Consider the following 15,234-nt stretch of genomic DNA (forward strand, 5'->3'; position numbering starts at 1 on the left):
AAGGCTAACACCATGAAAAAACTCTTACTCTCTGCCCTGACCTCAGCGTTGTTGTGCTCCAGCGTTTACGCCGCCACATTAGCGCCGTTGAAATCCGATTCCGAGCCGGATCGCACCGACTGGACGCAACTGGAAAGCAAGTACGGCCCGATGCCTAAAGTCGATGCCAAACTGAAAATTGGTGGCGTGTCGAAAACGTTGACCAACGAATACTGGCGTTCTCTCGGCGAAGGCTATCAAAACGTCGCGAAGAAATATGGTTTCACCGTGGCGTACCAGGCGGCGGCCAATGAGGACGATCAGCTCGGTCAGCTGTCGATTGCCGAAACGCTGATTGCGCAGGGCTTTAATGGCCTGCTGGTCTCGCCGCAAACGGATATCAACCTCGAACCGGCGCTGGAGAGCGCCAGCAGCAAAGGTATTCCGGTGGTGAACGTTAACGATGCGGTGGTACCAAGCGCGCGATATTACGTGGGCAACGTGCAGAAAGATAACGGGGCACGCGTGGCGAAATGGTTTATCCAGCACCATCCGCAAGGCGGCAAAGTGGCGGTGATTGAAGGGCAGCCGGGCGTTTATGCGGCAGGCCAGCGCACCGCCGGTTTCAAAGAAACGCTGCAGGCTAATGGCAAGTTCAACATCGTGGCCAGCGTGCCGGCCAACTGGAGCCGTGAGCAGGCATTCAACGCCGCGTCGACCATTTTGCAGCAGCATCCTGATTTGATCGGTTTCTACGCCAATAACGACACCATGGCGTTGGGCGTAGTTGAAGCGGTGAGCGCGCAGAATAAAGCCAAACAAACTGCGGTATTTGGCACCGACGGTATTTCAGATGCCTATGCCTCAATCAAGCGCGGTGAATTAACCGGTACGGTGGATAGCTTCCCGGTGCTGACTGGGGAAGTGGCGACAGAAGTGATCCTGCGTCTGATCGGTGGCCAGAAACTGTCGCGCGTGGTCACCACGCCGCAGGCGCTGATCACCAAAGATAACGCCGAGGCGTTTTCAACCAAAGACAACAACAAACTGCGTCAGTTGCTGGCACAGCAGTAAAACAGGCGGAGAGCGTATGGAACAGTATCGCTTAATGATGCGCAGCATCACAAAAACCTACGGCAGCGCTGCGGCGCTGCAAGAGGTGGACTTTATGGTGCGGCCAGGTGAAGTACACGCGCTCATCGGTGAGAACGGCGCGGGTAAATCGACGCTGCTGAACATTCTTTCCGGCGTGCGTCCGGCTGACAGCGGTGAGATTTATGTCAACGGTCAGCAGGTGCAGATGAAGAATCCGTTGAGCGCACGCCATGCCGGCATCGCGATGATTCACCAGGAATTACAGCATGTTCCCGAGCTCTCCGTAGCGCAGAATATGTTTCTCGGTCGCCCGCTGACCACCATGAACGGTTTGTTTGTCGATAAGCGCGCACAGCTGGCCCGAGCGGTGCACATTCTTAAGCAGCTTGACCCGAGCATTAATCCGGCCGAGCCGATTAAGAATCTCAAGGTGTCGCAGCAGCAGATCGTCGAAATTGCCCGCGCGCTGCTGGATGAGGCCAAAATCATTGCCATGGATGAGCCCACCTCGAGCCTGACGCCGCGCGAGTTTGACCGTCTGGCTGAACTGATTGCGGATTTGAAATCCACCGGTGTGTCGTTGATTTACGTGTCGCACAAGATGAACGAGATTTTTCAGGTGTGCGATCGCGCCACCATCATGCGTGATGGTCGCCAGGTTGGCGTGGTGAACATCTGCGATGAAACCGAAGAGAGCATCGTCGCCAAAATGGTCGGGCGTAAAATCGAAAAGCTGGAACACCACTCCTGGGCCAGCGATCGTCAGGTGCTGCAGGTGGAAAATGTTGCACGCGGCAACGAGATTAAACCGGCCAGCTTCACTGTTTGCGCGGGAGAAGTGCTGGGCATTGCCGGGTTGGTGGGCGCCGGTCGAACCGAGTTACTGAAGCTGATTGCGGGCATCGACAAACGCAGCGCGGGTGAAGTGCGCGTTAACGGCAAAGCAGTGCGCAATCACAATGTCAGCGCCGCCATTCGTGCCGGTATTGGTTTAGTGCCGGAAGATCGTAAGAAAGAGGGCATCATCAAGGCGCGCGCCGTGAAAATGAACATGGCGCTGCCGTCGATGCGCAACTTCACGCTGGGCGGATTGATCCGTAAAGCCAAACTCAACCAGGTGGCGCAGGAGGTGATGTCAGATCTGAAACTGCGCCCGCTGAATATCGAAAAACCGATCGGCACGCTCAGCGGCGGTAATCAGCAGAAAGTGATTATTGGTCGCTGGGTAGCGGCAGATGCAGACGTATTTTTATTTGATGAACCGACCCGGGGAATTGATATCGGTGCCAAGTCAGAAATTTATAATCTGATTGAGAAACTGGCACAACAAGGCAAAGCTATTGTGGTGGTCTCTTCGGAAATGACGGAAATACTGCGGGTATCCGATCGCGTATTAGTGATGCGCGAAGGAAAAATTACCCGCGAGCTGCAGGGTGCGGAAATTACCGAAGAGAATATCGCGAGCTTTGCGATTAAAGAAATTAAAGAAGCCGTTTAACGCTTATTCTATCAAGGCTAAATTATGATGACGCAAAGTACCACTCAGTCTACGACTGCGCCGTCGGCGCTGCTCAAATTTAATCTGCGCGACGCGGGCACGTTAATCGGTCTGATCATTATCGTCGTAACCTTTTCATTCTTATCGCCGGTATTTTTTACCGTACCAAACCTGCTGAATATTCTGCAGCAGTCATCGATTAACGCCTTAATTGCGTTAGGTATGACGCTGGTGATTATTTCAGGCGGCATTGACCTTTCCGTGGGGCCTACGGCAGCGCTGTCTGCGGTATTAGGTGCCACCATGATGGTAGCGGGCGTACCGGTACCGGTAGCGATTATGGCCACCCTGGGTATTGGCGCACTGTGCGGCGTATTTAGCGGCACATTAATTGCCTACGCGGGATTGCAGCCGTTTATTGTTACGCTCGGCGGTTTATCATTATTCCGTGCCATTGCGCTAATCTATACTGGCGGTAATCCGGTGTTTGGTATTCCGATGGAATTCCGCAGTATTATTAATAGTACGGTATTCGGTGTTCCGACGCCGATTGTGATTGTGGCGGTGATTGCGCTGCTGTTATGGGTAGTAATGAATAAAACCCCGCTGGGCGAATACATTCTTGCGGTGGGCGGTAATGAAGAAGCGGCGCGCGTGGCTGGCGTACCGGTTAAGCGCACTAAAGTCACGGTGTATATTATTTCCGGCACGCTGGCATCTCTGGCATCGTTAATTCTGATTGGTCGCTTAGGGGCAGCTGAACCCACCATCGGTAATTTGTGGGAACTCGATGCCATTGCGGCGGCGGCCATTGGTGGCGCCTCGCTGATGGGCGGCAAAGGCAGCATTATCGGCACGTTAATTGGCGCCATTATTCTCGGTGCCTTGCGTAATGGCTTGACTCTGCTAAATATTCAGGCCTTTTATCAATTGCTTGCTACAGGCCTAATCATTATCATAGCGATGTTGATTGACCGGGCGACAAGAGGCAGGTAATGAAGCAAGATCCGCGAGCCATTGGCGCTCAAATTCGCATGCGCTTACCGCAACTGACGCCGCTAGAAAGACGCGTAGCAGAAGCGATTATTGCCAGAGCCGACATTAATGAACAAACATCGCTGCAAGAGATCGCTGAGGAAAATGGTGTCTCGCAGGCGATGATTGTGAAAATTACCAAGAAGCTTAACTTTACCGGCTTTCGTAATTTTCGTACCGGGCTGATCTATTATAATCAGTCGGAAGTGGCCGGTTTGCATGCGGAAATTGAGCCGGATGATTCGTCGGAACAATTGCTGGCGAAAGTATTCAGAACCTCGATTCAGGCGATAGAAGAGACCTTATCAATTCTGGATATTGCGCAGTTTAACCGCGCGGCAGATATATTATTTAAAGCACGTCATATTGATCTTTATGCTGTGGGTGGCTCTGCCACAGTAGCGCGCGATTTATCGCATAAGCTACTCAAGATTGGTATTAAATCGACGGCTTATGATGATGCCCATATTATGCTGATGTCAGCAGCGGTATTGTCTGATGATGATGTGGTTATTGCCATCAGCCACTCCGGTGCCACACGCGCGGTAAATGATCCTATTAAGCTGGCGGCACGTAACGGCGCAAAAATTATTGCGATTACGAATTATGCCGAGTCGCCTATTGCGCAAATTGCGCATGTGGTTCTTACATCAACTTCTCAGGGATCGCATCTGCTTGGCGAAAATGCCGCTTCACGTATCGCGCAGTTAAATATTCTCGATGCGTTATTCGTCGCGATTGCCAAAAAAGATCTTAAGCTGGCAGAAACTAATCTGATGAAAACCCAGCGTGCGGTTCAGGACCTGCGGGACTTTTAAACCATGAACAAAATCATTGTTGCCGGAAGCTTGCATTACGACATTATGCTGGCGGCTCACCATCGCCCGGAAAAAGGCGAAACGGTTATCGGGAACGGCTGCAGTTATAAATTTGGTGGTAAAGGCGGTAATCAAGCGGTTGCGGCGGCGCGTGCCGGTGTGCCGGTGAGTTTTGTCGGCGCCGTGGGCGATGATACGCAGGGCGAATTTCTCATCAGCGCGCTGCAGGCAGCGGGTGTGGATACCCAGGCGGTGGCGATTTTGGCCGGCACGCCTTCCGGTATGAGCGTGGCAATTAGCGATGCCGAGGGGGATTACGGCGCGGTGGTGGTGTCGAATGCCAATCTGCATATTGATGTCGCGACGTTGAACGCTGAGTTGTGGCGCGATGCCGGTATGCTGGTGCTGCAAAATGAGGTGCCGGCCAGCGTGAATGTGCAACTGGCGCAGCAGGCGCAGCAGCGGGGTATTCCAGTGTGCATCAACGCGGCTCCGGCACGTGACATCGCGCCGGAACTGGCGGAGTGCGTACAGCTGCTGATCGTCAACGCGGTGGAAGCGCGTGATATGTGTCAGATCGCGGTAACCGACCTGGCGTCGGCCTGTGAAGCGGCGCAAGCGTTGGCGCAGCGTTTCCCGCAGGTGATCGTTACGGCGGGGGAACACGGGCTGGCGCTGTGTGAAGCGGGCGGTACGGCGTTTAGCATCGCAGCCATTCCGGTCAAGCTGGTGAGTACGCATGGCGCGGGCGATTGCTTCGTTGGGGTGCTGAGTCAGGCGCTGCTGGCGGGCCTCAGTTTGGCGGATGCAGCAGACAAAGCCAATCAGGCGGCAGCTGAACACGTTTCTCGTCCCGTTGCGGCCTGATGCGCGCTATCTCCGGCATTAAGTTTCTCTTACTGCCGGAGATAAAATCACTTAACTCCTTCTGTTTAATAAGAAATTCATCTGCACACTAACCCTCTTTTTAGTGGTGACATTGTTTCCATCATGTTATTAACTCTGCATGCTGTTGTGAATTTACCTGCCTGCCGGAGATAACAATGAACAAAAAGCTGTCCTTCGCGTTACTGCTTTCCCTGAGCGCTTTCAGCCATGTGGCGTTTGCCGAGCAAACCTTGCGCTTCGGTGTTGATCCCACTTTCCCACCGTTTGAATCCAAAGCCAGCGACGGTTCGCTGCAGGGCTTTGATATCGATCTCGGCAACGCGATTTGCGCCCAGGCCAAGGTAAAATGCCAGTGGGTGCAGATTGGCTTTGATGGCAGCATTCCGGCGCTGCAAGCGAGGAAATTTGATGCCATTCTCTCGGCGATGTCGATGACCGAGAAGCGCCGCGAGCAGGTGGCTTTTAGTGACATGCTCTACATCACGCCGAGTGCGCTGCTGACACCGGCAAAAAGTCCGCTGACTGGCGACATCAAAGCGTTACGCGGTAAAAAGATTGGCGTGGCACAGGGCACCATTCAGGAAACCTATGCTAAAGGGAAGTGGGCGACGCAAGGGGTGAACGTGGTCTCATACCCGAACCAGATGGAGATCTATCCGGACCTGGTCGCCGGTCGTCTTGATGCCAGCCTGGCGAATGCGGTCTCGGCTGAGCAGGGTTTCCTCAGCACGCCGGAAGGCAAAGATTACGTCATCAGCGCCACGCTGGTGGATAAAGAGATCCTCGGCAACGGTGTGGGCATTGGACTACGCAAAGGCGATGAGGCCAACCTTAAATTGATCAATAGCGCATTGGCCGAACTGCACAGCAACGGCACCTACGATCAACTGGCTCAGAAGTATTTTAAATTCAAGGTCTACCCGTAATCAGAAGGCGCGGCCATTGGAACGGTGCGCATTAATGCGCACCCTACAATTCCCGTTGGCTCGCTATTTATGGCGACCTCGCGGCAAACCGCACCATGCTGGTCAGATCAATCCCGGCCGCCATTAATTAGAGCAAGATCAATCATGCCTGACTTACCTCACTACACTACCCAGCGCGCGCGTTTTCTTGCCGCCGTCAGACGCCATAACGGCGCATTAACCTCTTACCCCCATCCATTACCCGGCCCGCAAGGTGAAGAGTTGTTTACCGACGTTGCCGTCATCGGTGCTGCTGACGCTGCAAAGCTGATGCTGGTGATCTCCGGCACCCACGGCGTGGAAGGGTATTACGGCTCCGATTGTCAGATTGCCTGGCTGGATCTGTTCAATCTCACCTTGCTGCCCGCTGATACCGCGATTGTGCTGCTGCATCTGCTGAATCCCTGGGGTGCCGCGCACCTGCGGCGCGTCAATGAAGACAACATCGACCTTAACCGTAACTTCATCGATTTCTTGCATCCTGCGCCGGCGAATCCTGATTACGCTGCGTGGCACGGCATCTATCACGGCGAGCGCAGTCACGCCGATCAACTGCTTGCGGAGACGCTAAACCATGCCGGTTGGCAGGCCGTCAAACGCGTGGTGGAGGCGGGACAATATGTCGCGGCGGACGGCTTCTTTTACGGCGGTCAGCAAGCCAGTTGGTCATACCGCACCCTGCAAAGCATTATCGCTAACCATTTGTCGCAAGCGAAAACCGTTATTAGTTTCGATTTGCACACCGGCGCGGGCGCGTGGGGACATCCGATGCTGCTGTCGATTGCCGAGCAGCGTTTCGCTGCGCACGACTGGGGCAAAGAAATATACGGCGAATGGCTAACGCTGCTGTTTACCGGCGCAGGTCGCGATAGTGAAACCGGCGTGACCGCCACCGCCACCGGTTATCTGTCGCAATTTTTACTCACCGCGTTACCTGAGGTGCAGATTTTGCCGCTGGTGGTGGAGTGCGGAACCTATCCCGGCGAAGAGATGCATCGCCGCGTGCGCGACGATCACTGGCTGCATCTGCAAGGCGATCCCGCCAGCGAGCCAGGGCGGGTGATCAAGCAGGCGTTAGTGGAGGGATTCTGGCCCGCCGATGCCGACTGGCGGGCGCTGGTGGCGTTTCGCACTCAGCAGATCTTTGTGCGCGGCTGGCGTGCGTTGCTGGCGACGTTATAACCGGCCATAAAACGTCATACGTGCGGTTTCCGATAGCGCAATACCCGGCGCGGTGTTATAGGCCAGCACCGCCAACATGCGGGTGATATCACCTTCGGTAGGCGTGACGCGATGCAGTGAATTTCGTCCGCGGAACAGCACCAGATCCCCGGCGTCAATCGCCAGCGCCTCAACCGGATGGCGCTGATCCAGCACCGCCGCCACACCGTCAAAGTTCATCTCACCGGCATCGGCGTTGCGCAAATCCTTCACATACTGGAACACCGCCCCCGCGCGTGGTTTTTGCAGCAGCAGGGTGATGGCGAACGAGGAGTTATCGAAGTGCCAGCCCAGTTCCTGGCCGTCGGGCGCGTAGTGCAGATTGATCGACGAGAGCGGATCGGCATACGGATAAAGCGCCTCTTCACCGAGCACATCGCACAGGAAGCTTTTGAACAAGGCGTCATTGTAGAGCTGACGCAGCGGCGAATCGCTGCCAATCACATCATCGGTGATGCAGCCTTTGGTGCTGATGACATCGCGGTTGCGCGGATGCTCGTCACTGAAGCTTTCATCCTTTTTCAGCAAATAGACGTTGTGTTTGCTGGCGGTGTGATAAGCCAGATGGCGCTGCGCATCGCCTTCGGCAATGATAGTTTGCAGTGCAGCGGGCTGTAAGAACTGGCGCAACACGAGCGCGCCGTGCTGGTTAAGTTGCTCGCGGCAGGTGCGGCGCCAGTCGGCGTCGGCCAGCGGATGCAGATCGAAACGAATCAAGGCAGACATAGCAGCAGTTCTCATTGTTTACGGGTGGGTAATCACTGTAACTCGCTGATATGTTAGTGCGTAACGATAAATATTTAACACCCTGCTAAGGAAACCTTAATGCCTGCGCAATCACCGCGTTTGCCAAAAATCAGCGTCATTCATTCGTTTAAAGTGGCGGCGGAGTTAGGCAGCCTGGCGAAAGCGGCGGCGCAGCTGGCGTTAACGCCTGCCGCCGTCAGCCAGCAGATTCGTCAGTTGGAAGAGCAGTTGGGCAGCGTGCTGTTTGTGCGCACCCAAAGCGGCGTGATGCTGACCGATATCGGCAAAGAGTATTTGCGCTACGTCACCGAGGCGTTCGACATTCTGCATCTCGGCCAGCAAAACCTGCGCCATGCGGCAGCGGCGCCAAAGCTGACGCTCTATTCATTGCCGGCTTTAGCATCGAAATGGTTGCTGCCCAACATTGCCCAGTGGCGCCAGCAGTGCCCCGGGATCGATTTATCCCTGCACGGCACGCATACGCAGGTAGATTTCAACGCCACGCCGGCTGATTTTGTCATCTGTTTTGGGGAAGATCGTTATCCACAACTCGATAAGCAGCGGCTGTTCCGCGACGAGGTCGTGCCGGTCGCCAGTCCGGCGCTGCTGCAACGCTTTGCCGGGCAGGACGTTCTGCAGCAGGCGCCGCTGATTCATCTTGATTGGGGCAACGAAGGGCGTTTCTTGCCTGACTGGCGCAGCTGGTTTCAGGCTAAAGGGATTGACGATCCGCAGCCGCAGCCGTCGTTCAGCTTTAATCTGACTTCGCTGGCGATTGATGCCGCCGTGGCAGGCGCGGGCTTGCTGCTCGGTCAGCGCCGATTAATTTCTGCCGAACTGGCGCGCGGTGATCTGGTGATGGTCGATCCACTCAGCCTGCCGCTCAGCAAACCCTATTTCCTTGCCTGGCCACAGCGCTCGCTCAGCCAGCCCGGCAGCGATGCGCTGATCAACTGGCTCACGGCGCTTTCAAGTTAAAAAACTGTTAACAAATTCATCTTTCTCTGCATAGGTTTGCAGTAAGCTGTTGCGCTTTGCAGTAATGGCTCGAGGAAAGGGAGTTCAGTCGTGACCTCAGATCTCAATTTTTGGCTCACCGCGCTGGTGGTTGCTATCACCATTGTGCTGTGGGCCAGCGCGCGTTTGCCGGAATACGTTACCGCGCTGCTGTTTTTTGCCGCGGCGATGCTGTTAAAACTGGCGCCTGCCAGCAGCGTGTTCAGCGGTTTTGCATCGTCGGCATTTTGGCTGGTACTGAGCGGTTTTGTGCTGGGTGCGGCGATCCGCAAAGTCGGCCTCGCGCAGCGTTGGGCCAACTATTTAGTGGTGCCGTTGAGCCAAAGCTGGCCGCGCATGGTGGCGGGAACGGTACTGCTCACGTATTTACTGGCGTTTGTCATGCCCTCGAATATGGGCCGTATCGCGCTGCTGATGCCGGTGGTACTGGCGATGGGCGAACGCGCGGGGATCAAAGCGGGCAGCCGCGGCAGCATCGGTCTGGCGCTGGCCGTCGGATTTGGCACCTTTCAGCTCTCCGCCAGTATTCTGCCCGCCAACGTGCCGAATCTGGTGCTGAGCGGGGCGGCAGAAAGCGCGTATCAGCTACATCTGCAGTGGTTGCCGTGGTGGCTGCTGCACATGCCGGTGGTCGGCATCGGCAAAGGGTTGATGTTGATTGGCTGCCTGCTGTTGCTGTTTCGTGCCAAACCTCTGGCGGTGCTGCAGCGCGATCGATTAACCGCGTTAAGCCGCAGCGAATGGCGATTAATCGGCCTGCTCACGATCACCTTGTTGCTATGGATGACCGACAGCGTGCACGGCCTGCCAGCCGCCTGGGTCGGATTGGCGGCGGCCTGTATTTGTCTGCTGCCGCGCGTCGGCTTTATCTCCGGCGAGGATTTCGCCAGCGGCGTGAACTTCCGCACCTGTATTTACATCGCCGGGATACTTGGCGTTGCCACGCTGGTAGTGGATTCCGGTTTGGGGCGCATGATTGCCAATGCGTTGCTCAGCGTGCTGCCGTTGCAGGATCACCCCTCGTTGGGCAATTTTGCCGTGCTGAATGCGCTGGTGTCGCTGATGAATTTTGTACTTACCGCCAATGGCGTACCGGCGATGGTGACGCCGATGGCGCAAGAGCTGGCGCATGCATCCGGCTTTCCGCTGCTCACCATCATCATGCTGCAGGTGTTTGCTTACGCCACGCCTTTGCTGCCTTACCAGGCATCGCCGGTGGTGGTGGCGATGGGCTTAGGTAACGTGCCGGCCAAAGCCGGTTTGCAGCTGTGCGCGTTGATCTTCCTGTTCAGCGTGCTGCTGCTGTTACCGCTGGATTACCTGTGGTTTCGGCTGCTAGGCTATGTCTGAACTTTCTCGCTGAGATGCTGTATGCCAGCCAATAACGATTGGGTTGATTTTCGTCGTGACGACGAGACCGGAATTGAGAGCGTGAACGCGCATTTTCGCGGGCATGCTTACGATCCGCACGATCACGATGAACTGCTGGTGGGCGTTACGCAGCAGGGGTTACAACGTTTCAACTGCCACCGCGCGCTGCACACCAGCACGCCGGGCCGGGCGATATTGATTGAGCCGGGCGCGGTGCATGATGGGCACGCGCCGGACGCTGAAGGTTTTACCTATGTAATGCTCTATCTGCCGCAGCGTTGGGTTGCGGAGATGATGCAGCGTCGCGGCTTGGGCGATGTGTCGCAGATTGAAGGCGCTTTCCGCCACACGCTCACCGACGACGCGCTGCTGGCGAGTGCGATTCAGCAAGCGTGGTTTGCGGTGCATCAGGGCGAAGGGCGGCTGGCGCGCGATCAAAGCCTCGATCATCTACTTACCCTGCTGTCGCGCCATCTGGACACCAAGCCCAGCGTGCAGCACAGCGAAGCCATGCGCCAGATGCAGCTGCTTCGCGACTATCTGCACGATTTTATGGCGCAGGATATTGGCCTGGATTATCTCTCGCGCCTCTCCGGCATCGATCGTTTTCGTCTCACACGTCAGTTCAAACAGGCATTTGGCCAATCCCCGCACGCCTATCTGGTACGCCTGCGTTTGCGCAGCGCGCGCGCGTTACTGGCGCAGGGTATTGAACCGGTGCAGGTGGCGGCGCAGGTGGGATTTGCCGATCAAAGCCATCTTGGCCGCTGGTTTCAGCGTGCCTATCGCATGACGCCCGCCGCCTATCAACGCCAGTGCACAAACGTTCTATACGCTTCCCTGCCAGCTCTTAGATGATAAGGTTTTTGTTGTCATCGGAGAGTTGTTACAGATGTTTGATACCAAAATCGCCCTGATCGTACGTGATGATTTAGCCACCTGGCAGCGCCTGAACGTGGTGGCATTTCTCGCCACCGGCGTGGCCTCCGCTGCACCTGAAATGATGGGCGCACCCTATGTTGATGCCAAAGATCGTCAGTACGGCAATATGGCTGGTCAGCCGATGCTGGTGTTTGCCGGTGATTTAGCGGGATTACAGCGCGCGCATCGCCAGGGGCTGGAGCGTGAATTAACCCTCATTCCGTATGTGGAAGCGATGTTTTCCACCGGGCACGACGCGGCCAACCGCGCAGTGTTTAAGGCGGAGGACGCCGATAATCTGAATCTGGTGGGTATCGCACTACGCGGCCCGAAGAAGGCGGTGGATAAGGCGATTAAAGGACTAGCGTTGCACGGTTAGTGCGGGGTTTCCCTCACCCTAACCCTCTCCCGCAGGCGGGAGAGGGAATCGCAAGTGCGGTTTTAACGTTCATCACTCGCTCCACCTAATTATTCCCTCTCCCACTTGTGGGAGAGGGCTAAGGTGAGGGCGCTTTCTACCTTCTCCGCCGCGCTGAGCAACAAATCTTCCCGCCCCCGTAACGCCAGCAACTCCAGCCCAATCGGCAAACCCTCCTGACTAAATCCGGCTGGAATGCTGATGGCTGGCGCGCCGGTCACCGCTGAAACTAACGCATTGCTGCCTTCCTGCATCTCACCGTGCTTAACCGGCGGATGACGCACCACCGGATAGGCCAACAGATTGATCTGCTGCGCAGCGAAGAACTGCGCGAGTTGCTGATAGAGATCGTACTGGCGCTGTTGCACCACCCGATAATCCTCGCTGTCGGTTCCCGCATGCTGCGCACGCGAAGTAAATACCGTTTCCAGCTGCGGATGGTAGCGCCGGGAGGCCACCACATCCGCAAGCGTTCGGCACCTGGCCTGTGGTTTATCTGCCAGCCAGGCCGCCAGCGCTGCAGCAAATTCATAGCCGATGATATTGGCCTCAGCGGCCAGCGTTGCCAGCTGCGGATAACTCACCTCTCGCGGTGCAAAATCGGCCAGCGCGGCACGCACTGCCTGATTAATCTCATCTTCATCCTGCGCAAAACCTTGCTGCCAGATACCGATGCGCAGCGGTTCATCGCTTACTGCTAACGGTTGTTCGCCTAAAATCTCCAACGCTAAACGCAAATCTGCCGCCGAACGCACCAGCGGGCCGGGAATATCCTGGGTTGGCGACAGCGGCACAATGCCTTGGGTGCTGATGCCGCCGCGCGTCATGCGCAGTCCGAACAGATGATTAAACGCCGCCGGAATGCGCACCGATCCAGCGGTATCGCTGCCCATCGCCAGCGGTACATAGCCAGCCGCCACCGCCACGGCGGAACCGCTGCTCGATCCGCCCGGTGAACGCCCCGCAACCCACGCGTTGTGGGTGAAGCCGCTCAGTGACGACGCGCCGGTGATACCCGCTGCCAGCTCATGCATGGCGGTTTTGCCGATCAGAATCGCACCTGCATCGCGCAGCCGGGTGACAAGTGGCGCATCTTCGCTGGCAATCACTTCTCGCAGCAGCACCGAACCGGCGCTGGTTGGCCAGCCTTTAACGTCGATATTGTCTTTAATCAGCACCGGAATACCTTCCAGCCGTCGCACTCGCTCACCGCGCTGGCGACGCGTATCACTGGCGTCCGCCGCTGCTAACGCTTCATCGGCAAACAGCCAGGTAATGGCGTTGTAGCGCGGTTGATCCACGTCGGCAATGCGCTGCAGCGCAAAGGCAGTTAACTGGCGAGCGCTCACCGTGCGTTGCGCTAGCGCCTGCAGTAAGTCGTTGATTGAAGCGGTGAGATAATCGGCGTATTGCATCAGGTTAAACCTCCAGCGGAATCCATTGCCCGTCGCGCGTGACGCGTCCACACGAGCTGCCAGTAAAGTGGGTGCTGAACCAGATTGCCTGATGTTGTGCGCACCAGTCCATCACGTGTTGACGCGAAGTAACGGCCAGCGCTTTATCTTCACAAAACAGCGAGTTCCAGTGCGGATACTGGAACTGAATCGGATTGTGCATCACATCGCCAGCAAAAATGGCGCACTCACCGGCACTCTCCAGCTCAATCGACGCATGATCGCCGCTGTGCCCCGGCGTGGAGAGATAACGCAGCACGCCAGCAAACTGCGGCGAATCCTGCACGTCGATGCTCTCCAGTTGCCCGCTCTCGATCAGCGGCAGAATGCTGTCGCGATAAAGTTCCTGAGTTGCCGGATGCTGCTGGCAATGCGCCAGTTCGCGTGCCGAGCAGATATAGCGCGCATTGGGAAACATCGGAGTCCATTGGCCGTCTTTTAGATGCGTATTCCAGCCGACATGATCGGTATGAATATGCGTCATCAGCACCAGCGTCACTTCTGCCGGATCGACACCCGCCTGCGCCAGGTTTTCTGCATACGGCGTATCGAGCTGATGAAACAGCGGCTTATTATCGCGATGGCGTCCGTTGCCGGTCGCGGTGTCGATAATGATGGTCTGTTCAGCGCGGCGCACCACCCAGCTGTGGATCGATATTTCCGCTGGCTGCTGAGCCAGTTCATCACGCATTTCCGCCCGATGCGGCGTAAAAAGCACGCCCATTGGCAAGGACGCGGTTTGTTCGCTCACTTTGGTAATCAGGCAATCGCCAACGCGAATCGTCATCAGGTGCTCCTTATGGCTTGGTATCAGCGAAGAAGCCTCACTATACTGACGGTACTAACATTATTTAAATCGATTAAAATCATGCAAAGCATCAATGAAAATGATTTCATCCGCATCGACCTGAATTTGCTGGTGGTATTGCTGGTGATGTTTGAAGTGCGCAGCGTCACGCAGGCGGCACATCGGCTCTATCTGGGACAGCCAGCGGTCAGCGCGGCACTGAAAAGACTGCGTGAAATGTTTGACGATCCGCTGTTTGTGCGCGCTTCAAATGGCATGACGCCGACGCCGCGAGCTGAGCAACTGGTGCAGCAGTTTGCGCCGTTGATGCAGGATCTGCATCGCGTGATCTTCACCCAGCAGCCGTTTAATGCCGCGCAGGATAGCCACAGTTTTCGTATCGGCATGAGCGATTGGCTGGAGCATTGGCTGATGCCGGATCTGCTGGCTGAGCTGGCGCGCATAGCGCCGAATATTGAGGTGAAAGTGATAGCCGCCGATCCGTGGCAGGCGGTGCCGTTAATGGAGCAGCAGCAGGCCGATGTGGCGATCGCGGTAGGTAATGAAACCAGCCGCGATCTCACGCGAGAGAAGATCCTGCGTGCCGGTTTCAGCACCCTGTGGGATCGCCAGCAAATTTCCTTAAATGCACCGCTGACGCTAGAGCAGTTTGTTCGCTACCAGCATGCGCTGGTGTCGTATCGTGGCGTGAGCGAAAGCGCGCTGGATCGCCAGTTGCAGCAGCAGGGTTTAACGCGACGCGTGCGCTATGTCACACCGAATTTTTCCTCGTTACCACTGCTGTTAAAACGCCTGCCGCTGTTTGTCACGGTGCCGCAAGGATTGGTGGAATCCTGGCGTGAGCTGTATGATCTGAACGCTGCGCCGGTGCCGGTCAGCATGCCGGATTATGAGGTTTCGCTGCTGTGGCACAACGCGCGCAGCGAAGATGCCGCCAATTGCTGGCTGCGGGACATGCTGCGCAGATTGATACAGCGTAAAACACCGCACCTAACGTAG

At 56.3% G+C, this 15,234-nt stretch carries 15 protein-coding genes; 12 read left to right on the plus strand and 3 right to left on the minus strand.

The features are described from left to right. Positions 1-12 precede the first annotated feature (12 nt). The 7 genes from PMI17_RS14700 (at position 13) to PMI17_RS14730 (ending at position 7,460) form a co-directional block, all read left to right on the plus strand. Positions 13-1,053, plus strand: coding sequence for a substrate-binding domain-containing protein (locus PMI17_RS14700; protein ID WP_009128323.1), 1,041 nt, complete (start codon positions 13-15; stop codon positions 1,051-1,053). Positions 1,054-1,069: 16 nt separating this feature from the next. Beyond that, positions 1,070-2,572, plus strand: a complete 1,503-nt coding sequence (locus tag PMI17_RS14705; RefSeq protein WP_009128325.1) for a sugar ABC transporter ATP-binding protein — start codon at positions 1,070-1,072, stop codon at positions 2,570-2,572. Positions 2,573-2,596: 24 nt separating this feature from the next. Continuing rightward, positions 2,597-3,568, plus strand: coding sequence for an ABC transporter permease (locus PMI17_RS14710; RefSeq protein ID WP_009128327.1), 972 nt, complete (start codon positions 2,597-2,599; stop codon positions 3,566-3,568). Further along, positions 3,568-4,425 carry a MurR/RpiR family transcriptional regulator gene (locus PMI17_RS14715; RefSeq protein ID WP_009128328.1) on the plus strand — a complete coding sequence of 286 codons (858 nt, stop codon included), beginning with the start codon at positions 3,568-3,570 and terminating at the stop codon, positions 4,423-4,425. The genes PMI17_RS14710 and PMI17_RS14715 overlap by 1 nt, the downstream gene beginning before the upstream one ends. 3 nt (positions 4,426-4,428) lie before the next feature. After that, positions 4,429-5,292, plus strand: a complete 864-nt coding sequence (locus PMI17_RS14720; protein WP_009128329.1) for a ribokinase — start codon at positions 4,429-4,431, stop codon at positions 5,290-5,292. Between the two features lie 176 nt (positions 5,293-5,468). After that, a complete protein-coding gene (locus tag PMI17_RS14725; RefSeq protein WP_009128330.1) occupies positions 5,469-6,239 on the plus strand; it encodes a transporter substrate-binding domain-containing protein in 771 nt (256 codons plus the stop codon). 144 nt (positions 6,240-6,383) lie between these two features. Continuing rightward, entirely contained in the window at positions 6,384-7,460 is a 1,077-nt protein-coding gene (locus tag PMI17_RS14730) for a DUF2817 domain-containing protein (RefSeq protein WP_009128331.1), read from the plus strand. Here the strand turns inward: PMI17_RS14730 and PMI17_RS14735 are convergent. Further along, positions 7,455-8,225 (minus strand): 2OG-Fe(II) oxygenase, encoded by a 771-nt coding sequence (locus tag PMI17_RS14735; RefSeq protein WP_009128333.1) that lies wholly within the window; start codon positions 8,223-8,225, stop codon positions 7,455-7,457. The two genes, PMI17_RS14730 and PMI17_RS14735, sit on opposite strands and share 6 nt — an antisense overlap. A 99-nt stretch (positions 8,226-8,324) precedes the next feature. Here PMI17_RS14735 and PMI17_RS14740 point away from each other — a divergent pair, with 99 nt between their 5' ends. The 4 genes from PMI17_RS14740 to PMI17_RS14755 all read left to right on the plus strand — a co-directional run bounded on the left by PMI17_RS14740 (position 8,325) and on the right by PMI17_RS14755 (position 11,934). Beyond that, a complete protein-coding gene (locus tag PMI17_RS14740) occupies positions 8,325-9,224 on the plus strand; it encodes a LysR substrate-binding domain-containing protein (protein ID WP_009128335.1) in 900 nt (299 codons plus the stop codon). Positions 9,225-9,314: 90 nt separating this feature from the next. Continuing rightward, positions 9,315-10,613, plus strand: a complete 1,299-nt coding sequence (locus PMI17_RS14745; protein WP_009128337.1) for an SLC13 family permease — start codon at positions 9,315-9,317, stop codon at positions 10,611-10,613. 21 nt (positions 10,614-10,634) lie between these two features. Beyond that, positions 10,635-11,492, plus strand: coding sequence for an AraC family transcriptional regulator (locus PMI17_RS14750; RefSeq protein WP_009128339.1), 858 nt, complete (start codon positions 10,635-10,637; stop codon positions 11,490-11,492). 34 nt (positions 11,493-11,526) lie between these two features. Next, positions 11,527-11,934, plus strand: coding sequence for a DUF2000 family protein (locus PMI17_RS14755; protein ID WP_009128341.1), 408 nt, complete (start codon positions 11,527-11,529; stop codon positions 11,932-11,934). 89 nt (positions 11,935-12,023) lie between these two features. Here PMI17_RS14755 and PMI17_RS14760 read toward each other — a convergent pair whose 3' ends face one another. Beyond that, positions 12,024-13,388, minus strand: coding sequence for an amidase (locus tag PMI17_RS14760; RefSeq protein WP_009128343.1), 1,365 nt, complete (start codon positions 13,386-13,388; stop codon positions 12,024-12,026). Positions 13,389-13,392: 4 nt separating this feature from the next. After that, the gene (locus tag PMI17_RS14765; protein ID WP_009128345.1) at positions 13,393-14,214 is read right to left on the minus strand and encodes an MBL fold metallo-hydrolase; all 822 of its coding nucleotides are present in this window, start codon (positions 14,212-14,214) and stop codon (positions 13,393-13,395) included. Between the two features lie 81 nt (positions 14,215-14,295). Between PMI17_RS14765 and PMI17_RS14770 the strand changes: the two genes are divergently transcribed. Further along, positions 14,296-15,234, plus strand: coding sequence for a LysR family transcriptional regulator (locus tag PMI17_RS14770; RefSeq protein WP_036621348.1), 939 nt, complete (start codon positions 14,296-14,298; stop codon positions 15,232-15,234).

Origin of the sequence: Pantoea sp. GM01 (assembly GCF_000282675.1) — a bacterium.
GTDB classification, from domain to species: domain Bacteria; phylum Pseudomonadota; class Gammaproteobacteria; order Enterobacterales; family Enterobacteriaceae; genus Pantoea; species Pantoea nemavictus.